Annotated in this window: 21 protein-coding genes; 20 read left to right on the top strand and 1 reads right to left on the bottom strand. The window is 73.0% G+C overall.

The genetic code is table 11. The features are described 5' to 3' along the window. The first annotated feature begins 343 nt into the window (after positions 1 to 343). The 6 genes from AMK22_RS12250 to AMK22_RS12225 all read left to right on the top strand — a co-directional run bounded on the left by AMK22_RS12250 (position 344) and on the right by AMK22_RS12225 (position 6326). Entirely contained in the window at positions 344 to 1084 is a 741-nt protein-coding gene (locus tag AMK22_RS12250; RefSeq protein WP_073784247.1) for a class I SAM-dependent methyltransferase, read from the top strand. Next, complete coding sequence (locus AMK22_RS12245) at positions 1081 to 1731, top strand: bifunctional 4-hydroxy-2-oxoglutarate aldolase/2-dehydro-3-deoxy-phosphogluconate aldolase (RefSeq protein WP_242433937.1); 651 nt, start codon at positions 1081 to 1083, stop codon at positions 1729 to 1731. Before AMK22_RS12250 ends, AMK22_RS12245 begins: the two co-directional genes overlap by 4 nt. 80 nt (positions 1732 to 1811) lie before the next feature. Then, entirely contained in the window at positions 1812 to 3065 is a 1254-nt protein-coding gene (locus AMK22_RS12240; protein ID WP_073784245.1) for an aspartate aminotransferase family protein, read from the top strand. Beyond that, positions 3062 to 4441 (top strand): aspartate aminotransferase family protein, encoded by a 1380-nt coding sequence (locus tag AMK22_RS12235; RefSeq protein WP_079186101.1) that lies wholly within the window; start codon positions 3062 to 3064, stop codon positions 4439 to 4441. The genes AMK22_RS12240 and AMK22_RS12235 overlap by 4 nt, the downstream gene beginning before the upstream one ends. Continuing rightward, complete coding sequence (locus AMK22_RS12230) at positions 4438 to 5253, top strand: inositol monophosphatase family protein (protein WP_073784243.1); 816 nt, start codon at positions 4438 to 4440, stop codon at positions 5251 to 5253. Before AMK22_RS12235 ends, AMK22_RS12230 begins: the two co-directional genes overlap by 4 nt. Then, on the top strand, positions 5250 to 6326 hold the full coding sequence (locus tag AMK22_RS12225) for a Gfo/Idh/MocA family protein (RefSeq protein ID WP_079186100.1): 1077 nt from the start codon (positions 5250 to 5252) through the stop codon (positions 6324 to 6326). The genes AMK22_RS12230 and AMK22_RS12225 overlap by 4 nt, the downstream gene beginning before the upstream one ends. 134 nt (positions 6327 to 6460) lie before the next feature. Here the strand turns inward: AMK22_RS12225 and AMK22_RS12220 are convergent, their stop codons facing one another. Next, the gene (locus AMK22_RS12220; RefSeq protein WP_073784240.1) at positions 6461 to 7369 is read right to left on the bottom strand and encodes a hypothetical protein; all 909 of its coding nucleotides are present in this window, start codon (positions 7367 to 7369) and stop codon (positions 6461 to 6463) included. A gap of 75 nt (positions 7370 to 7444) precedes the next feature. On the opposite strand from AMK22_RS12220, the gene AMK22_RS12215 reads away from it, so the two are divergent. From AMK22_RS12215 to AMK22_RS12150, 14 genes are all read left to right on the top strand, one after another. After that, complete coding sequence (locus tag AMK22_RS12215; protein WP_073784238.1) at positions 7445 to 8125, top strand: hypothetical protein; 681 nt, start codon at positions 7445 to 7447, stop codon at positions 8123 to 8125. Further along, the gene (locus AMK22_RS12210; protein WP_073784236.1) at positions 8118 to 9809 is read left to right on the top strand and encodes a GMC oxidoreductase; all 1692 of its coding nucleotides are present in this window, start codon (positions 8118 to 8120) and stop codon (positions 9807 to 9809) included. The genes AMK22_RS12215 and AMK22_RS12210 overlap by 8 nt, the downstream gene beginning before the upstream one ends. Beyond that, positions 9806 to 10861 (top strand): hypothetical protein, encoded by a 1056-nt coding sequence (locus AMK22_RS12205; protein ID WP_073784235.1) that lies wholly within the window; start codon positions 9806 to 9808, stop codon positions 10859 to 10861. Before AMK22_RS12210 ends, AMK22_RS12205 begins: the two co-directional genes overlap by 4 nt. A 238-nt stretch (positions 10862 to 11099) precedes the next feature. Beyond that, on the top strand, positions 11100 to 11402 hold the full coding sequence (locus AMK22_RS12200) for an acyl carrier protein (RefSeq protein WP_073784234.1): 303 nt from the start codon (positions 11100 to 11102) through the stop codon (positions 11400 to 11402). Then, positions 11399 to 12448, top strand: coding sequence for a methyltransferase (locus AMK22_RS12195; RefSeq protein WP_073784233.1), 1050 nt, complete (start codon positions 11399 to 11401; stop codon positions 12446 to 12448). The genes AMK22_RS12200 and AMK22_RS12195 overlap by 4 nt, the downstream gene beginning before the upstream one ends. Positions 12449 to 12509: 61 nt before the next feature. Further along, entirely contained in the window at positions 12510 to 13565 is a 1056-nt protein-coding gene (locus AMK22_RS40775) for a glycosyltransferase family 2 protein (RefSeq protein WP_073784232.1), read from the top strand. A 35-nt stretch (positions 13566 to 13600) separates the two neighbouring features. Next, on the top strand, positions 13601 to 14119 hold the full coding sequence (locus AMK22_RS12185) for an AAA family ATPase (RefSeq protein ID WP_242433936.1): 519 nt from the start codon (positions 13601 to 13603) through the stop codon (positions 14117 to 14119). Then, positions 14116 to 14907, top strand: a complete 792-nt coding sequence (locus AMK22_RS12180) for a 4'-phosphopantetheinyl transferase family protein (RefSeq protein WP_073784230.1) — start codon at positions 14116 to 14118, stop codon at positions 14905 to 14907. The genes AMK22_RS12185 and AMK22_RS12180 overlap by 4 nt, the downstream gene beginning before the upstream one ends. Before the next feature lie 58 nt (positions 14908 to 14965). Then, positions 14966 to 15259, top strand: coding sequence for an acyl carrier protein (locus AMK22_RS12175; protein WP_073784229.1), 294 nt, complete (start codon positions 14966 to 14968; stop codon positions 15257 to 15259). Continuing rightward, positions 15256 to 16416 carry a beta-ketoacyl-[acyl-carrier-protein] synthase family protein gene (locus tag AMK22_RS12170; RefSeq protein WP_073784228.1) on the top strand — a complete coding sequence of 387 codons (1161 nt, stop codon included), beginning with the start codon at positions 15256 to 15258 and terminating at the stop codon, positions 16414 to 16416. The genes AMK22_RS12175 and AMK22_RS12170 overlap by 4 nt, the downstream gene beginning before the upstream one ends. Next, the gene (locus AMK22_RS12165; protein WP_073784227.1) at positions 16406 to 17152 is read left to right on the top strand and encodes a beta-ketoacyl synthase N-terminal-like domain-containing protein; all 747 of its coding nucleotides are present in this window, start codon (positions 16406 to 16408) and stop codon (positions 17150 to 17152) included. The genes AMK22_RS12170 and AMK22_RS12165 overlap by 11 nt, the downstream gene beginning before the upstream one ends. Then, positions 17149 to 18609, top strand: coding sequence for a class I adenylate-forming enzyme family protein (locus tag AMK22_RS12160; protein ID WP_079186097.1), 1461 nt, complete (start codon positions 17149 to 17151; stop codon positions 18607 to 18609). The genes AMK22_RS12165 and AMK22_RS12160 overlap by 4 nt, the downstream gene beginning before the upstream one ends. Further along, entirely contained in the window at positions 18606 to 19577 is a 972-nt protein-coding gene (locus AMK22_RS12155; RefSeq protein WP_073784225.1) for an ACP S-malonyltransferase, read from the top strand. The genes AMK22_RS12160 and AMK22_RS12155 overlap by 4 nt, the downstream gene beginning before the upstream one ends. Beyond that, entirely contained in the window at positions 19574 to 20311 is a 738-nt protein-coding gene (locus AMK22_RS12150; protein ID WP_073784224.1) for an SDR family oxidoreductase, read from the top strand. The genes AMK22_RS12155 and AMK22_RS12150 overlap by 4 nt, the downstream gene beginning before the upstream one ends. Positions 20312 to 20346 lie beyond the last annotated feature (35 nt).

Below are 20346 nucleotides of genomic sequence, written 5' to 3'. Positions count from 1 at the left end.
CGGCGCTGCTGAGGGGGCACCTGCGACCGGGTGGCGCGCCCGACGGACCGGCGAATCAGGTTGCTTTCGCGCCATCATCGAATCATCGTCGCCAATCATGTCAGGCCCACTTGCGGGCCCTCCCCCGCAGGAAATTATGGTTCAGTAGCAATCCGCCCGGCCCTGTGGTCACCGGCGGACGACCGATCGGAATGCCCGCCCGAGGGGCCGTTTTTCCCTCCGGGGTGAACAGCCATTTTCTCCCCTGTCACCGCACCGAACTTTCCGGTGCGAAATCCCTTTACCGAACGGGCTTCAGGCAGCATTCTCCACAACCAGTGAGTGGGTGACAGTGCAGTCGTCTGTGAACTTTTCCCCGGCAGCCGATTTCTACGACAAGACGCGTGGGGGTGAGGCACGCGGCCGAAGGATCGCGCCGGCCATCGCCGAACGCACGGCGAAGGACCGTCTGATCCTCGACGCGGGCATGGGCACCGGCGTGGTGGCCCTGGCACTCACCGACGTCGGGTACTCCGTGGTGGGGATCGACCTGTCGCACTCCATGCTCACGAAGGCCGTGAGCCGCGTCGGGCAGACGGCCGCGGCGGCCTCGCTGACCGCGCTGCCGTTCCCGGCCGGATCCTTCTCGCAGGTGTACAGCGTGTGGGTGACCCACGTCGTGGGCGACCTGCGCAAGGGACTGCAGGAGGTCCACCGCGTGCTGGAGCCGGGTGGGCGGTACGTGGTGATCCCCGGCATGATCCTCTTCGATGACCACCCGGTCAGCAGGATCATGGAGGAGATCCAGTCACGCACGGCGGAGGCGGACGACCGGGCCCAGCGCATCCTGCCGCTGGCCGAGTCGGTGGGCTTCACTGCCGTGGAGGTGGGGGAGCTGGACGCGGCGACCCACGAACACAGCCCGGAACAGATCGCCTCCGGACTCGAACAGCGCATGCTCTACCACTTGTGGGCCGTGGACGACGCGGTCTTCGAGGAGAAGGTGGCTCCCCTGGTCAGGGAGTTGCGGGCGCTGCCGGACCCGGACCGCCCGGTGAAGCGGCAGACCCGGCGGCAGATCATCGTTCTCGAGAAGCGGGGGTGAGCGTGTCCGGGGACCACAGCATCGACCTGGCCGCCGAGGTGGCCGGAGCGCCGCTCATCGCCATGCTCACCGAACCGGATTCCCCGGCCGTTCCGGCCGTGACCGATGAACTGGGCAAGGCGGGTGTGAGGGCCGTGGAGATCACACTCACCTCCCCCGACGCGCTCGACGCCGTCCGGCGCAGTGTGGCCACGGGCGCCGCGCTGGTGGGCGCCGGGACCGTACGGGACCGCGAGACCGCCCGGCGGGCCGTTGGCGCCGGCGCGCACTACCTCCTCACCCCCGGCGTGCTTCCGGAGGTGCTCGACGAGGCCCGGGGGCTGGGGGTGCCCGTGGTGTGCGGAGCGTTCACCACGACCGAGGTCATGGAGGCGTGGCGGCTCGGCGCTGCGCTGGTCAAGCTCTTCCCCGCGCGGCTGGGCGGACCTGCTTATCTGGCCTCGCTCACCATGGCGTTCGGGGACATTCCTATCGTTCCGACCGGCGGGATCACCGCCGACGACCTGGGCGACTACTTCGCCGCGGGGGCGCACGCCGCGGCGCTCGGCCGGCCCCTCGTGGGTGACGCGCTGCATGGCGGGAACCTCGCCGACGTGCGGCACCGGGCCACCGACCTCCTGGACCGGGTCCGGGCCGCCCGGCGCTGAGCGCCCGCCGGCCCCGCCGTCCTGGCGTCCGCTGCTCCCCGCAGCACGCCGCTCAGCCGTTCCTCACGAAAGGGAGACCCTTGGGCCTGGACCGTTCCTTCGCACTCGACCGCAGGGCCGAGCAGATCGACGCTCTGGCAGCCAAACGGAAAAAAGTGATCGCCTCCGACCAAATGGTCGAGGGGCACTACCCGGTCTTCGCCGACCGTGCCCACGGGGCCCACTTCTGGGACGTGGACGGCAACAGGTATCTCGACTTCTTCCTGTCCTACGGCACGGTCATACTCGGCCACGCCGATCCGGACGTGGACGAGGCCGTGGTGCGCGAGATCCGGCGCGGTTTCGCGATCGGGCTGATGAAGTCCGTCCAGACGGAGCTCATCGAGGAACTGCTCGACATCGTGCCGGGCGCGGAAATGGGCATGCTGCTCAAGACCGGATCGGATGCCACCGCTGCGGCCGTGCGCCTGTCCCGGGCCTTCACCGGCCGGGACCGGGTGGTGCGCTGGGGCTACAACGGCTGGCACGACTGGTGTGCCCAGTGGGACCGCGGCATCCCCGCCGTCAGCCGGGCGCTGGTGGACACGTTCACCTACAACGACCTGGACTCGCTGCGGGCGGTCCTCGAGCGTCACCGCGGGGAGATCGCCTGTCTGGTGATGATGCCGTTCATGGTCGAGCGGCCTGCCGAGGGGTTCCTGCAGGGCGTGCGGGAACTGACGCGCGAACACGGCATTCTGCTGGTCTTCGACGAGATCCGCTCGGCTTTCCGGCTCGCCCTGGGCGGCGCGCAGGAGTACTACGGAGTCACCGCCGATCTGGTGACGCTGAGCAAGGCATTCGCCAACGGGTACGCCATCTCGGCGCTGACCGGGCGGGCCGATGTGCTGCGCACCCTGGACACGGTGCACATCTCGTCCACCTACTACGCCAACGCCGACGCCATGGCCGCCGCGTTGGCCACGGTGCGCAAGCTGCGGTCGGGCGACCACCTCAAACGGATCTGGCAGATGGGCGAGCGGCTGCAGGGCGGTCTGGGTGTGCTGGCCGAGGAGTTCGGGGCACCGGTCGACGTGGTGGGGCACCCGCCGATGCCGTTCCTGGACTTCCGCTTCGGCGACGAGGACCGCAACCAGCAGGCGAAGCGGTCCTTCTACGCGGCGACGATCCGCGAGGGCGTCTTCCTGCACCCGAACCACCACTGGTTCATCTCGGCGTCCACCACCGACGACGACATCGACACGGCGGTCGGCGCGGCCCGGCGCGGCTTCGAGGCACTTGCGGAGGACGGCCGGCTGCCGTCGCGCCGGCGGACCGAGGACGGAGCGATATGACCGACCACGAGCGGGGCGCCGGGCCTGCGGGGGACGGCGGCGCGCCCGGCGCCGGACACGGTTTCGGGATACTGCACCCACGCGTGCGCGGCGAGGCCCACTGGGCCGAGGAGCAGGAGGTGATCGGCCCCGGTCTGCAGGCCGTGATGCTGCTGTCCCGATTGTGCGTGGCGGAGGCGGACGGCGCCGAGATCGTGGACGTCGACGGCAACCGCGTCATCGACTTCCAGGGCGCGGGCGGTGTGAACTCCATCGGCCACGCCGAACCGCGATTCACCACGGCCCTCGCCCAGGAGCTGACCCGCGCCACCGCCGGGGCCTTCGGCAGTCCCGCCCGGCTCGACATGGTGCGGGTGCTGCGCGAGTTCCTGCCCGAGGACCTGGACACGATCCAGCTGTACAGCGGCGGCACGGAGGCGGTGGAGGCCGCGCTGCGCCTGGCGAAGTCCGTCACCGGAAAGCACGAATTCCTCTCCTTCTGGGGCGGGTTCCACGGGAAGACCATGGGCAGCCTGGCCCTGACCGCCGGCGCCCGCTCGGGTCTCGGGCCGCTCCCGCCCGGCTACTTCTCCGCCCCGTACGCCAACTGCTACCGCTGCCCCTTCAAGTTACGGGCGCCCGAATGCGGCTTCGCGTGTGTCGATCACGCCCGTGATGTGATCAAGGAGAACTCCACCGGGGCTCTCGCCGCGATCGTGGTGGAGCCCGTGCAGGGCAGGTCCGGCAACGTGGTGCCGCCCCGGGGCTACCTCGCGGCCCTGGGCGAGGTGGCCCGCGAGTTCGACGCGTTGCTGATCGCCGACGAGATGATGACCGGTTTCGGCCGTACCGGTGCCGCCTTCGCCTACCAGCACGAGGAGGTCCGCCCCGACGTGCTGACCGTCGGCAAGGGCATGGGCGGCGGCTACCCGGTCACCGGCGTCGTCGCCTCGGCGGAAACCATGGCGGCGGCCCCGTTCTCCGAGCCCAGTGCGAGTTCGTCCAGCTTCGGGGCGTTCCCCATGGCGTGCCGGGCGGTGGCCGCGACCACGAGCATCCTCACCGAGGACAAACTGGTCGACAACGCCGCCACCCGAGGCCGGGAGATGCTCGATCAGCTGGCCGACCTGACGGAACTCGCCCCGCTGGTCGGCGACGTGCGCGGGGCGGGACTCGCTCTCGGCATCGAGCTGGTGGTGGACAAGCAGACCCGTGAGCCGGCGCCCAAGAGCCTGGTCCAACGCGTCTACCTGGAACTGCTGGAAGCAGGCGTCCTGGTGATGCTCGGCGGCAACACACTGCGGCTGTACCCGCCCCTCACCGTCGACCGCGCACAGGTGGAGACCGCCGTCGGCATCATCCGCGAGACCCTGATCGGCATGGGGGGTGAGGGGTGACCGTCGTGTTCGACACCGACCGTCTCACCGCCACGGCGGCGCAGGCCGCGTCGGAGGCCGCGAAGGAGCTGCTGCGCTGGCGCGGCGCCCGGTTGACCGTACGCACCAAGGAAGGCGACGCGCCGGTCAGCGACGCCGATCTGGCCGCCGAGCACCAGGCGCTGGCCATCCTGCGCATGTACACACCGGACTTCGGGATCGTCTCGGAGGAGTCCGATCCCGTCGCGCCCGGGGACGGCCGTCCGACCTGGATCGTGGACCCGCTCGACGGCACGACCAACTACCTGCGCGGACTGCCCGACTACGCGGTCGCCCTGGCGCTGGTCGTGGAGGGTGTCACGCGGTTGTCCCTGATCCGGTTCCCCGAGTCCGGCACGGTGTTCCGGGCGGTGGCCGGGCAGGGCGCGTTCCGCGACGAGATGCCCCTGCGCATCGCGGACCCTCCGCCGGGCAGACCGCTGGCGGGCACCGGCTTCGGGACCGAAGGCGTGGTGCGCGGGCGGCAGCGTTCGGTGGCCGACCGACTGCTCGACGCGGGTTTCGAGATACGCGAACCGGGCAGCGCCTCCACCGGGCTGTGCCGCGTGGCCTGCGGGGCGTACGACGGCTATCTGGAGTTCGGCATCGGGATCTGGGACACCGTGCCCGGTGCGCTGCTGATCACCGAAGCGGGCGGCGTGGTCACGGGGTGGGGCGGTGACGCCTTCACGTCCCGCCACGACAACATCGTCGCGGCGTCGCGGACCGTCCACCGGGAACTGGTCGAGGCCGGGGGTTCCTGCCCGCCGGTGGCCTCGGGAGGAAAGGCATGAGCGTGAACGGGACACCCCTCACGCCGGTGCCGATCGGCCGGGACAGTTCCGTCTCGGTGGTCGTCGTCGGGTTCGGCACGGCGGGCGGCGCCCGGCTCAGCGGGTACGGATCCGTACCGGGCGTCGAGGTGGCGGCGGTCGTCGACCCGTCACCCGAGCGCCGGGCGCGGGCGGCAGGTCTCCTGCCTCACGGCCGGGTGTTCTCCTCACTGGACGAGGCGATGGAGACCGCCCCCGCGGTGGACGTCGTCGACGTGTGCACGCCGCCCGCCTTCCACGGCCCGCTCACCCGGACCGCGCTCTCGGCGGGCCGTCACGTGATCTGCGAGAAACCGGTCGCGGCGCGCGGCGCCGAGGCGCGCGAGCTGACGGAGCTGGCCCACGCCCGGGGCCGGCTGCTCTTCCCGTCGCACAACTACGGGACATCACCCCTCATGCGGACGCTGCGCGAGGCGGTCGCCGGGAGCCCCCGCACCGGGAACGGCGGCGTGGGGCGTCTGGAATCGGCCACCTTCCGCATCCTGCGCGACCGGCACGCGCGCGGGGTCCCGGGGTACTCCCCCGACTGGCGCCGGTCTCCCGAACTGGCCGGTGGGGGAATCCTGTTGGACCACGGGACGCATTGTGTCTACATGGCCCTGCGGCTGTTCGGCCGGGCCCCCGTGAAGCTGTCCTGCACCGTGGAACGGCCGGACGGCGATACTGCGGCGGTGGACGAGGCCGCCCGGCTGCGTCTGGACTTCGGCGACGGCCGGTGCGACATCCTGCTGAGCTGGACGAGCGACGAGCGGTCCAACCACTACGCGGTCCGCGGCTCCGCCGGGTCGGTGCGCATCGACGACGGAGAGGTGACCGGTCGCACGGCGGGGAGCGAGTGGCGGCGGTCCCTCGTCTCGCCGAACAAGGACCAGGCGCACCTGGAGTGGTTCACGCCCATGTATGAGGACTTCCGGCGGGTGCTCTCGGATCCGGGACTGTGGGGCATGTGCGCGCGGGAGATCGTGGACACCGCGCGGGTCGTGGAGGCTGCCTACGCCTCGGCGGACGCGGGCGGTCGCGTGGTGGCGGTATGAGTTCGCCGGCCGCGCCCGCCCGGTGGCGTGGCGGCCGCAAGGGTGCGGTGGAGGATCCGTGGACCCCACCGCACCCCTACGGTCCCCGCCGGGGCGACGCACCGGCGGGGACGGCCTGCCGGTGCGTGCGCGGATCAGCCGCCCGCGCCGATGGCACGGGCGAGCAGCGGGCCCTCCTCGGACAGGTTGTCGAACGTGGTGGAGCGTTCGTGGGACGCGAAGTAGTGGCAGATCACCCGGTCGTCGATGGCGGGCAGCCATTCCAGGCGGCCGGAGCGGTACGGCTCTCCCAGGTTCCGCGTCCGCCCCCCGCCGAGCCGCCCTCCTAGCAGCGAGTACGACATCTGGGTGACGTAGCGCGGCGCGAAGCTGATCTCGCGGGGCAGCGCGCTCAGGGTGTGCTCCAGGAAGTCCGCGTCGAAGAAGGCGGCGGAGTCGACGGCGGCGAAGCCGCAGCACATGTACGGAACGTAGGGGGTGCCCGGCAGGTGGTCCGCTATCCAGTGCACGCCCTGAGGCTCCCACCCGAACTCGGGCGAATAGAGAAAGGCGGGACGCTCGTCCGATGCGGCCGTCGCCCAGTCGACGAGGGCGCGCGGACGGGACAGGAACACCACGTCGCTGTCCATGCTGACGACCGACGGCGCACGGCTCAGCAGGTAGTAGTCGACGAGCTGGAGGATACGGACGTTGTTGCGGCGCACCGCGGCGAGCGTGGGGTGGTCCACGAGCAGTTCCTCCACGCGCCGGTCCGCTTCGGCGCGCCCGAGGATCCGGGCGTCGGGCACGTGCCGGCGGAGCCGGGCCGTGTCGCGCGGGGTGAGCGTGCCGTCGTCGTGCACCACGGGCGTCACCTCGGGCCAGAAACGGGCCAGCGACTTGGCGGCGAAGAGGTAGAGCGGCACGTGGTCGGAGGAGACCAGGCTGTGCACCTCCACTCCGTGCTCGCCCGTGAATCGGGGGGTCTGCGTGGCCAGCAGCCGTCGGGTGAGGGCGAACACGTCCTGCGCGTCACCGGCACTGACGGCTCCGGACTGACTCATGCGGGTCTCCTTGACCGAAGGGCAAACGTGAACGAACACCATGATTATCAGCAAATCGCTTTATCCGTAGAGGGGTTGGGACCGGACGACCGGAACTGGCTCTTCTTCACCCCGCACGAGGCGGACGTGGTCTGTGAGGCCATGGCGCTGCTCGTCCCAGGCCCCGCCGACGCGCCGGGCGAGCCCGGCCCCGGGGCACGCGAAGCGGACGCCGTCCGGTACGCCGACCAGTTGCTCGGCGCGTTCACCGTCGAGCCGCCCCTCGTGTACGCCTCCGGCCGCCCCGACGGCTCCTTCCTCCCCCTCACCCCCGCCCAGCGAAGGGGATGGCGCCACCGGGTCTCGGACCTGCGCCGCACCTACCGCACGGGCGTGACGGTTCTGGACCGCCTGGCGAGGGGCGACTTCGCCTCCGCCCCGCCCGCATCACGGCACCGGGCCCTGTGCGACGTCGAGGCGGCCGTCTTCCGCGACCAGCTCTTCGACCACGCCGTCGAGGGAACCTACGGCGCCCCCGTCTACCGGGGCCGGCCCGCCACGGCGAGCCCCACCCTGCTCGGACTGCCGGCGCCCCGGAGCGCCGAGGCGGCCACGACGCCCGCCGGACCGCCACGGACGAACGCGCCCGAGGCGACGGGCCGGCCCGCGGCCGTGGAGCCGTACGCCGGCGAGGGGCCCGATCCCGTCGCCGTCCTCGCCCGGCACTTCGGCAGGGCCGCACGGCTGATCGCGTCGTCGGGGGGCTACGGTGGCTGAGCGCGCGGTGGTCGTGGGCAGCGGCCCGGGCGGATCGACGGCAGCGATGGTGCTCGCCGAAGCGGGCTGGGACGTCACCGTCCTGGAGCGCGGCCCCAACCACTTCGAGGACCTCTCGGCCCCGGCTCCGCGCCACGTCTTCTCCGCCGACGAGATCAAGGGCCCGGTCCGCGGCTTCGAATACCCGGACCCGCTCGCCGAGCCCCGCGTCTACCACGACCGGGCCTTCCCCGGGCAGCCCGTCACCGGGTTCGTCAACGCCCTGCCGGCGGCCGTCGGCGGCGGCTCGGTGCACTGGGACGCCAAGACGCCCCGGCTGTGGGACCTCGACTTCGCCAAGCATTCCGCGCTGGGCCCGCTGCCGGGCTGCGACGTCGTGGACTGGCCGTTCGACTACGCGGAGATCGCTCCCTACTACGACGAGGCCGAGGCACTTCTGGGTGTGCAGGGCGACCGTGCCGCCCTGCCCGCGACGACCTTGCGCCACGCCCCGCGTTCCCGGGACTTCCCGATGCCACCGGGGCCGGACCAGACGTCATCGGTGCGCGTGGCCGAAGCCGCGCGGACGCTGGACCTGCACCCCTACCCGATGCCGATGGCCGCCAACTCCCGTCCCTACGACGGGCGGCCCGCCTGCACCGACTGCGGCGCGTGCTGCGGCTACGGCTGCCCCAACCTCTCCCGCGGCAGCGCCCTGACGGCGCTGCGCCGCGCGGTACTGGCGGGCGCCGAGGTACTGCCGCTGGCGACGGCCGTGCAGGTGCGGCACACGGGACGCAGAGCACGCGCGGTGGTGTACGCGGATGCCGAGGGCGTCCGGACGGAACTGCCCGCCGACCGGGTGGTGCTCGCGGGATCCGCGGTGGAGAGCTGCCGGCTGGCCCTGCTGTCGGAGCTGCCCGATCCGTCCGGGCTGCTGGGGCGCCACCTGATGTTCCATTGGTACTCGGTCGCCTACGGGCTGTTCCTCGGGGAGCGGGTGCGCAGCCCGAGGGGCCGGAACATCACCCACGCCCTGGACGACTTCGCCGACCCGGACTGCCCCGGCGCGCGCGAGGCCGCACGCGCGGCGGGGCTGCCGTATCTGCGGGGTGGCGTGGTCGAACTCGGGGGCGGGCAGCCCGGCCCCGTCCAGGAGGGCCTTCTCTACCGGCGTCTCCTGCCGGAGCTGACGGACGTGCCCTACGGCCGGGCCTTTCAACGGCTGATGCGCGAGAGCCCCCTGCGGGACCGGTTGCTCGGGGTGCAGATGCACGGGGAGGACGTCTCCCAGCGGGAGAACCGCGTCGGCCTCGATCCGGTCGTCCGGGACTGGCTCGGGCTACCGGTGCCCTGCGTCTCGTGGGCCCCGCACATCCACGAGACCGCGGCCCAGCGTTTCTACCTGCCGAGGCTGGCCGCGCTGCTGGAGGCAGCGGGCGCGGACGCGGTGGCCGCGGTGCCGGAGACGCGCTCGCGGGCCTTTCCCGGTGAACCCGGCACCGTGCCCGGCAACTTCCACACCCTCGGGGGGCTGCGGATGAGCCACGGCCCTCGCACGGGGGTGACCGACGGCGTGGGCCGGATGCACGCGCTGGACAACGTCTTCGTCGCCGACGGCGGCCTCTTCCCCACCTCCGGGGCGCACAACCCGACTCTGACGATCACCGCCACCGTGCTGCGCAACACCAGGAGGACGACGTGAGCGACACGACCGCCGAGGACATCCGTCCCTACGCCTTCGACCCCGCCGCCGCACTGGGCTGGAAGAACATCGGCCTGGACGGGCTGGGGTGCTTCCTGCGCTCGGTCGAGGCCGTGCTGCTGCAACGGGGTTACGGCGCAGACGCGGTGGCACGTGGCCTCGCCGTACCGCTCGACCTGGTGCGGCGCGGGGAATGGTACGGGCCGATGAGCGATTTCCCGGCCTGCGCGGTCCGTTGGCACCTGACCGGGATCGGATCGGGCCGGAGCCACTGGCCGCGCGTCGCCGAACTGGTCGGTTCCGGGACGCCGGTGGTGCTGATGCCGGACGGCCACCACTGGCCGGGCGACGACCACGAGGGCAAGGAGCACTACCACCACCACATGGTGCTGGCCCACCGGATCGACGACCGGGGGCTGCATGTCCTGGACACCGACGCCCCGGCCGAGGACGGCCATCGGCGGGTCCTGCCCGTCACCGGCGCACTGCGCGAGGCCTGCACCCGGTACGCGGTCGTGGAGCGGATCGCGTCGCCGGACGCCCGGCGCCCCGAGGAGGCGGCCGCCGCACTGGTGCCGCCCTCCCTGGTCCCGCTCGGTGAGGACGTCGCCGAACTGCGCGCGTTCCACGGCGAGGTGTGGTCGGGGGCGCGCCTGCCCCTGCTGCTGGCGAAGGGGATGGACGTATGGGTGCTCGGGGACGTGCAGCCGCAGCTCTTCCTGTTGGGGCACGCCCTGGCCGGTGCCGAGGAGCCGCGCACCGTCGCGGTGTCCCGTGCGGCGCTCGCGGCGGCGGGCCGGGCCCAGAAGCTGGGCCTGCTGCTGCTGGGGCTGCACCGCTACCGCTCGGAGGGCGTCTACGCGATGGCCCATGAGGAGATCGCCACGCTGGCGAACGCGCTGGAGGCGCTGCTGGAGGCGATGTGCCGGCATGCCGGGACCGGGCGCCCGTACGCCGAGGGGGACGGCACCCGTCTCGCACGGCGCCTGCGGGGCGAGGCCGAGTGGTGTTTCGGGGAGGGCGGGCCGCTGCCCGAGCTGTCCTTCGCCTGAGCCCCCACTGGCACGGGAAGCCGCCCGGAAAAACTTGAGAAAAACCGGAAAACCCTGCGGACAATCGCCCGGAATGGGCCTGCCCGCAGGGTCGGAAAACTATTCCCTGAATAGGGGAGAAAAATATCGACCGCAATTTTCGAAATATTTGACAGTCTTGATCGATGGTTTTAGCGTGTGGCCCGGATTTCGCGTCGCCGCACGGTAGGGCACGGCAGACAGAGGGGTGGGCTTGCAGATGAGCAGCGTAGACAGTCTCGGATCCACGGACCGCACGGAACTGTTCGACGAGGTGCGCACGATTCTCGTCGAACAGTGCGAGACCTCGCCGGAGGTCGCCGGAAAACTCACCGAGAACGACCCGATGAGCCGACTCGGGCTCGATTCCATCACGCTTGCCTATGTCTTCACCTACTTCGAGCAGAAGCACGATCTGACCTTCGAGAACGACGACATCGACCCCCTGCGCTACACGACGGTGGGCGAGTTGCTGGACGTTCTCGCCACGCGCATCTCCGAGGCCGCCGCGGAGGCCCGGTGACCGCAAAGACCCTCGCCCCGTCCGGCGTCCTGCCGGAAAGCGGTACCCACGCGTCGGGCCCGGACGACCGACTGCTCATGGACACCTTCATGTCGCAGTACCGGCTTCCGGCGGTCGCCGCCGCGGACCGTCTCGGTCTCTTCCCGACGCTCGCCCGGTCACCGGCCGACGCGGCCGGACTCGCCACGTCACGCGGTCTGGACCAGGCCGGGACGGCGGTGGTGCTGGAATACCTCGCCGCCCTCGGATACCTGTCCGTGCACGGCGGCCGGTACCACCTGACCCCGGCGGCCCGTGCCTTCCTGCTCCCGGACGGCGCCTGCTACTGGGGGCCCATGCTCGGACTCGGCTGGGACGAACGCTGCGCCGCCGTACGCGGGCTGATCACCACCGGCGCCCCCCACGGCTACCGGGGCAAGGACATCTGGGAGACCCATGAACGCTCCCCCCACCACGGCGTGCAGTTCGCCCGGGCCATGCACGCGCACTCCGTCGGCCCAGCCGCGGCCCTGGCCGACCGCCTGGACCTGACGGACTGCTCCGCGCTGCTGGAGGTCGGGGGCGGCGTGGGCACCTTCGCGATGGCGCTGGCGCGCCGCAATCCGCGTCTCACGGCCACGGTCCTGGACCTGCCCGTGGTGGAGCGCGAGGCGAACCGGCTGCTGGACCGGACGGACCTCGCCGGGCGGGTCCGCCTGCGCACCGGCGACATGTTCGCCGACCCGTGGCCGGGCGACCAGGACCGGGTGCTGTTCGCGGACGTGCTGAGCGACTGGGACGACGCACACTGCCGAGGTCTGCTGGAACGCGCCCGCGCGGCCCTGTCCGCCGACGGTCGACTGCTCGTGCACCAGGTGCTGCCCGACGACGCGGCCCGCCGCTCCCCCACCGTCACGGGCTACTCGCTCGCCCTGGCGGTCATGACCGGCGGCCGGCTGCGCACATGTCCCGAACTCGTCGCGCTGCTCGACGGATCCGGCTTCACGGACTGCGTTGTCACGCCCGTCTACGGCCACTACTGCCTGCTCACCGCACGCCCCGCCTGACACCGGCCCGGCCCTGCCGGACCGAAGCCCACCGGACGTCCGCACCCGAACGGGAGACCACATGGACAGCCCGCCCCGCGTCACCGCCGTCATCACCAGCCGCGAGCGCTTCTCGTACGCCGAGGAGTCCCTCAAGAACTTCTTCGCCCACACCGATGTCCCCTGCCACGTCGTGTACGTCGACGTCAACTCCCCCAAGGAGCGCTGGGAACGACTGCGTCGACTGAGCGACGTGCACGGCTTCACCGCGGTGCGCGTGAACAAGTACGTCTCGCCGAACTGCGCCCGCAACATCGGACTGCGCTATGCCGAGGGCGAGTACGTGGTCTTCCTCGACAACGACGTGGAGTACACGGACAACTGGCTGGGGCCGCTGATCGCCTGCGCCGACGAGGAGAAGGCCGCGATGGTCGGCCCGCTCTACCTGCACGGACCGCTGGAGGAGCAGACGGTCCACATGGCCGGCGGCGACATGGAGTTCTCCGGTGTCTGGGGCACGCGCGAATTCACCCAGACCCAGCGGTACTTCATGAAGCACGTCTCGGAAGTACCCGCCGAGAAGATGCGCCGCCAGGCGTGCGACATCATCGAGTTCCACTGCGCGCTGGTGCGCCGCTCGGTCTTCGACCAGGTCGGCGGCATGGACGAGGGGCTGCTGACCACCCGCGAGCACCTCGACTTCAGCCAACGGGTGCTGGACGCCGGCGGCACGGTGTGGTTCGAACCGAGCTCGGTGATCACCTACCGGATGCCGCCGCCCTTCGCACTCGCCGACCTGCCGTACTTCATGCTGCGCTGGAGCGACGCGTGGACGGCCGAGACCCTCAAGCATTTCGCCACCAAGTACGGCATCAGGCCCAGTTACGTGGAGCGGGTCGTCAAGAACCGCAAGGGCCGGCAATGGCTGCTGTTCGAACAGATCAAGGAATACCTGCCCGACGCACTCGGCCCGGCCGGCACCAAGGCCGTCAAACGGGTCTTCCAGAAAGTGGAACCGGTCGGCAACCGCCTGCTGGTGGAACTCCTGACCTTCCGCGAGCCCCCGCTGCGCTGGCAGGTCCACCGGGGCGGCGAGAGCCTCGCCCCCGAGCCGGCCGCCGCGGGCGCCGCCCGGTGAACGTCCGCCCCCCGTCCGGGCCTCGCGTCGTGGTGGTGACCGGCATCCCCGGCAGCGGCAAGTCCACCGTGGGCACGCTGCTGGCACGCCGGTTCGACCCCTCCGTGCTGATCGAGGGCGACGTGCTGCGCCGCATGGTGGTCACCGGCCGTGCGGAAATGTCCCCCGACCCGACGCCGCAGGCGCTGCGCCAGTACGAACTGCGCCTGCGTCACCTGGCCATGCTGACCCGTTCGTACGCCGCGGAGGGCTTCACCGTGATCGCCGAGGACAACCTGCTGGGCGAACACCTGGAACGGTTCATCGGCATGCTCGGCGACGTCCGCCCCTGCCACGTGGTGGTGCTGGCCCCGCGGCCGGAGACCGTCCTGTGCCGGGACGCGGGCCGCGCCCACCAGGCGTACGACGGACAGGGCTGGGGGGCACGCGAACTGGACGAGGTGTTCCGCCGCGACACCGCGCGCATCGGCTTGTGGCTGGACACGACCGGCCAGAAGGAGGAGGAAACCGTCCGGGACATCCTGGACCGCCTCGGCGAGAGCGCGCTGTCATGACCGGTGCGGCCCCCGCCCCGTCGCCGCGCTCCGGGACGCGGACGGACCCCGGCGCCACGGTCCCGGACGGCCGGGAGGTCTGCGTGTACCAGGCGCTGGTGACTCCCGAGGCCGTCCGCCGCTGCGCCGGGCTCCTCGACGCCGCCGAGCGCGAACGGGCCGGCCTGCTGGCGGAGCGGGCCGCCGCCCGGTTCACCGTGGCACGCGGACTGCTGCGCTCGGCGCTGTCCGGACGTCTCGGGGTACCGCCGGGGTGCGTCGCCCTCGCGGCGCGCTGCCCGGCCTGCGGAGAAGCCGGCCACGGCCCGGTGCGGCTCGCCGGGGCCGGCGGCGCGGAGTGGACCGTGTCGATCGCGCACTCAGGGGTCCTGGCCGCGGTGGCGCTGGGGCGCGGGGCCGGGCCGGTGGGGGTGGACGTGGAGACCGCGGACCGCGCAGCGGAGATCGAGACGCTGGCCCCCCGGCTGTTCGGCCCGGAGCAGAGCGGCCGGCTCACCCGGCTGTCCGCGTCGGTGCGGCAGGCCGTCCTGCTACGGGTCTGGACGAGCGCCGAGTCGTACGCGAAGGCCACCGGCACCGGACTCGGTCACGCACTGGCCCGTATGGACGCGCGGGTCGACACCACGGGCCGGGTGACCGTGGTCGGCCCGGAGGAACTGGCGGGCTGGTCGGTGCGCACCGTCCCGGCTCGCGCCCCGGGCTACGCCGCGGCCGTGACGGTCCGGCACGGCACACGCGTGCACACGCACGCACGTACGGATCTGACGGCCGGCACGCCGATCGGCTGAGGCACCGCCCGCCTTCCGCCGACACGGCGGTGGTGGTTGCGCACACGAGAGGACACGGATGCGGCACACCGACGACGGCCCGGCGGCACCCACCGCCGCGCTGGAAGACCTGGTCCGCGAGCGACTGGCCGAACGGGTCGGCAGGGATCTGGCCCGGAGCATCACCCGGGAGGACAAGTTCTTCGAACTCGGCATCGACTCGCTGGACATCGTGACCGTGCTGGCCACGCTGGAGCGGGAGTGCGCCGTCGAGCGGATCGCCGACGGCGAGCTGTGGGACGTCGCGGACTCGGTCGGCGCCCTCGTCCGCCACCTGTCCGAGCACGGCCGGCTTCCCGGGGAGGCCCGATGAGCGCCCCCTCCTCCGTCGTCGTGACCGGACTCGGGGTGCTCTCGCCCGGTGGCGCCGGTCTCGACGCCCTGTGGCGGGCGTGCGGGGGCGGCGAGGTCGCCTTCCGGCCGGTGGAGCACTTCGACGTCTCCCGTACCGGCGCGCACCTGGTCGGCCTGGTGCCCGAGGAGGCGACCGGACGCGGGGCCCCGCCGCCCGGGCACCCGGCCCGGCTGCCGTACCTGTTGCACCGGTCGACGGACGAGGCCCTGAACGACGCCGAGGCGCGCACCGGCCGGGCCCGCGTCGGCCGCACCGCCCTGGTGCTGGGCACCACCGACAGCGGCGGCTTCCCGTCCGCCGCCGCCTGGCGGGCGTGGCACGAGGGACGCGCTCCGGCCGCGGGGGCCGCCTGGAGCCCGTACGCCCCTCCCGCGTGGGACGGACCGGTGGTGCAGGTGGGCAACGCCAGCGCCGCGGGCGCCACCGCTCTCGGGGTCGGCGCGGACCTGTTGCGCGACGGCCTCGCCGACCGGGTGCTGGTGTGCGGGGTGGACACCATCACGGAGACCGCCTTCCAGGGCCTGGCCTCGCTGCGCACGCTCAGCCCCGGCGGCTGCCGCCCGTTCGCCGCGCGCCGCTCCGGCATCCGGATCTCCGAGTGCGCCGCCACCGTCGTGCTGGAGCGCACTGCGGACCGACCGCTCGCCCACCTGCGCGGCTGGGGCAGCAGCAATGAGGCGAGCCAGGCCGCCCGGCCGGATTTCGAGGGCGTCGCCAAGGCGATGCGGCGGGCCCTGGCGGACGCCCGTACCCAGCCCGAGGAGATCGGATACGTGAACGCGCACGCCGCCGGCACCCGGCACGGGGACGTGGCGGAACTGCGCGCGCTGGCGGACGTGTTGGGCGACCGCCTCCCCCGCATCCCCGTCGTCAGCAGCAAGGCGGCGCTCGGCCACTGCCAGGGCGCCGCAGGCACAGTGGAGGCCATCGTGACCGTACTGACCCTGCTGCGCGGAGAGGTGCTGCCGACGCTCGGCCTGCAGGACCGCGACCCGCGCTGGGACCACCTGAACCTGGGGGACGAGCAGCCCGACCGGCCCCCGCAGGCGGCGCTCACCCTCTCGTGCGGTCTGGGCGGCTCCAACGTCGCGGTGGTGTTCGGCCGTGACGCGTGAGACCGCGCGGATCGCCGCGACCGCCGTGCGCCTGACCGAGCGGGAGTTCCCCCGCATGCCGAGCGAGACGGCCGACCTCCCCCGGATGCCACTCGCCGTGCGTGACGTGCTGGGCCCCGAGCTCCTTGCCGCCGCACGGGAGGCGCTGGCCGCCGCGGGCATCGCCCCCGACAAGGCGCACGCACTGGGCTGTGTCACCGCCTCCCGCCGGGCCACCTCCGCCACCTCCGCGTACATCGCCGAGGTCCTGGACTCCCACGGACCCCGCTGGCTCGCTCCGGAGTGCTTCCTGCACTACTCGGCCCACTCGCTGACCGGGCGGCTGTGCATCGAGCTCGGCCTGGACGGCACCGCGGTCACCCTGACCGGAGCCTCCAGCGGGGTCGACGCCCTGGGGTACGCCGCCGCCACGATCGCATCGGGCCGGCTGCGCCGGGTCCTGGTGACCGCCGCGCACTGGCCGCCGCCCGAAGATCCTCGGGACACCGGACCGGTACGCCTGCGCACCGCCGCCGTGGTGCTGGACGGTGCCGGCGGCTGGGGGGAGGTCGGCGGCTGGCGCCCGGGCGGCAGCCACCCCGCCGTGCAGGACGCGAACGACGCGGACCACGAGCGGACCGACCCCAGCGAGGCGTTCGCCGCCCTGGCCGACTGGCACCACCGACGTCCCGCCGAGCCTGCCGAGCTTCGCGGGGGCGGCTCGCTCCTCGTCCTCCGCCCGGGAGGCACCGCATGAGCGCAGTCGTGCCTCACGACACCCTGCCGGGCCTGCTCGCGGCACGGGCCGCGGCCACGCCTGTGCGGCCCGCGGTGGAGCACCGGGGCACCACCGTCACATGGGCCGGACTCGCCGACCGGGTGCAGCGTGCCAGGGCCCGGCTGCGCCGGGGCGGTCAGACACCCGGGGCCCGGCTCGGGATACTGGCGCGCAATGATCCCGACACCCTCGTCGCGCTGCTGGCGGCGACCGCCGAGGGACGAGAGGTCGTCCTGTACGACGGCCGGGCCACTGCCGCCGAACGGGACCAGGTGGCGGCGCTGGCCGGGCTGACCGGATGGCACACGCCGTCGCCCGCCGACCACGCGGACGGCCCCGTCGGCGCCGAGGCCCCCGCGTCCGGCGGGCCGGCACCGGCTCCCCACCTGGGCCTGGTGACCTCGGGCACCGGCGGACTGCCGAAAGTGGTGCGCAAGCGGTGGCACACGGCCCTCACGAACGCGGCGGACTTCGCCGCGCTCGCCGGCTACCGCGAGGGCGACCGCCTCCTGTGCACGACCCCCGTGCACCACGCCTACGCGTTCGGCGTGGCCGTGCTGCCGGCGCTGGTCACCGGCTGCACCCTGGTGCTGGCCCCGCATCCGGCCGCGCCCATGGCGTTGGCCCGGCTCCTCCGTGACAGCCGCGCCACCGTGGTGCAGAGCGTTCCGTTCCTCTACCGGGCCGTGCTCGACAGCGGCGAGCCGCCCGCACCGTCCGCCCTGCGGATCTGCGTCAGCGCCGGCGAGCCGCTGCCCGGCGCGCTGGCGGAGGACTGGCACGCCGCCACCGGCGTGCCGTTGCGCGACCAGTACGGATCCACCGAGTTCGGCCAGATCGCGTACACCACCGGTGCCCCGGGCGGACCGCTGCGCCTGCTGCCCGGTGTCACGGCCCGCCTGCGCGCCGCGGACGGCACGTGGCTCGCCGCGCCGGGCCCGGACGTCTCGGGGGAGCTGCACCTTCGCCAGGCCGGTGCCGGTCCCGTCACCTACTGGGGACTGCCCGAACTGACCGCCGCTTCCCTCGCCGACGGCTGGTTCCGCACCGGTGACACCGGGCGGCTGCCCTCCCCCGAGTACGTCGTCGTGGAGGGCCGCACCACGCGGCGCATCTCGGTCGCGGGCCGCAAGGTCGACCCCGACGAGGTCCAGCGGGCCGTCCTGCGGGTGCCCGGCGTCCGCGAGTGCTGGGTCGCCGCGCCGCCCGAGGGCAGCGCCGGACACGGCGACCGGTTCGCGGCCTTCGTCGCCGTCGAGGAGGGGGTCACCGAGTCCGGCCTGCGCCGGCACGTGGCGCGCGCCCTCTCCTCGTACAAGGTCCCCACCCGTTTCCACCTGCGGGAGGCGCTGCCCCGGACCGGGACGGGAAAGGTGCACGCCGCCCGGCTGTGGCAGGAGGCGGTACAGACCCGTGGACAGGAGGACGCCCCGTGACGACCACCGTGCTCGACGCCGTGTCCCACGGCCGGTACGCGCTGCTCCTGCCCGGTGCGGGATCGCAGCTCCCTTCCATGGCGCGGCGGCTGTGCCGTTCCTTCGACTGCGCGCGGGACGTGCTGGAGAGGGCGGCGAAGGCCACCGGGCTCGACCTCGTCCGCCTCTGCCGGGAGGGCAAACCCGCCGAACTCGCCACCGCGGAGATATCCCACCCCGCGATCGTCGCCACCTCGCTGGCGGCGACGGCCGCGCTCCGTCGGCACCTGGGCGACCGGTGGGCGCCACCGGCCGTCGTCGGTGGCCACAGCCTGGGGCACTTCGCCGCACTCGTCGTGGCGGGTGCCCTGGACTTCGACGACGCCCTGCGCCTGGTGGCCCGGCGGGCGCGGCTCATGAGTGAGCAGACGCGGGCGCGGCCCGCGCTGATGACGTCCTTGGCAGGGGTGTCGCCCGAGCAGGTCTCCGAGTGGTGCGCCGCATGCCCTCCGGAGCACGGCGTGGTGGTGGCTGCCTGCTTCAACGGTCCGCAACAGACCGTGGTCTCCGGTGACGCGGCCGCCGTGCGCTGGGTCGGCGGTCGGGCCGGAGCGGCGGACGACGCGCGGGTGAAGGAGCTGTCCGCCGGTGTGGCGTCGCACTCCCCGCTGATGGAACCCGTCCAGCAGGCGCTGCGGCCCGGACTGGCCGCGGTGCCGCTGTCACCGCCGGCCGTTCCGCTCCTGCTCAACAGCACCGGACGGATCTCCTGGGAGGTGGACGCGCTGCGCACGGACCTCCTGGAACAGCTCGCCGTTCCGGTGCGGTGGAACGACGCCATGCGCGCCCTCGTCTCCTCGGGCGTCACCACCGTCCTGGACTCCGGCCCCGGCCAGGTCATGGCACGGGCCGCCGCCCTGCACCCGGAGCTCGCCCCGGTCGCGCTGAACTTCATGCATCCGCTCGAGAAGGCGGTGCCCCTGCCGTGACCGGAGGTGACCGCACGTCGGGCCGCTCCGCCCTGGTGTTCGGCGGAAGCCGGGGCATCGGCCTGGCCGTCGCGCGCGCCCTGGCGGACCAGGGCCACCGGGTGACCGTCGCCGCCCGCGGCGTAACCACGGGCGGGGCGGGACCGGCGGGCTTTCCGGCGGTGCGCTGCGACGTGACCGACACCGGCCAGGTGGACGCCGCCTTCGCCCGCACGGAGGCCCGCCAGGGGCCTGTGGAGATCGTCGTCGCGAGCGTCGGCGTCCGCGACGACGGGCTGCTCCAGCGCACCAGCGAGACGGCCTTCCGGCAGGTGACCGACGCCAACCTCACCGGGTCCTGGCGGATCGCGCGGCGGGCGGTGTCCACCATGGCCGAGCGCGAGTGGGGCCGGCTCGTGTTCGTCTCGTCCGTCGCAGCGGTGCTCGGCACCACCGGGCAGGCCGCCTACGCGGCGGCCAAGGCCGGTCTGGTCGGGCTGTCCCGCAGCGCCGCACGGGAGCTGGGTCCCCACGGTGTCACCTGCAACGTGGTCCTGCCCGGGTTCGTCGACACGGCGCTCACCTCGGACCTGCCACCGCGCCGACGCGCCGCGATCCTGGCCGCCACTCCACTCGGCCGGGCCGGACGTCCCGAGGAGATCGCCGCCGTCGTGGCCTTCCTGGCCTCCGAGCCGGCCGGTTACGTCACCGGCGCCGTCATCCCCGTCGACGGGGGGCTGGCCATGGGTCACTGAGCACCACCCGCCCCCTTCCGGCATCCCGTCCGACG

The organism is Streptomyces sp. CB01580 (assembly GCF_001905795.1).
In the GTDB taxonomy this organism is placed as follows: domain Bacteria; phylum Actinomycetota; class Actinomycetes; order Streptomycetales; family Streptomycetaceae; genus Streptomyces.
This window is presented reverse-complemented; position numbering and strand designations above follow the sequence as displayed.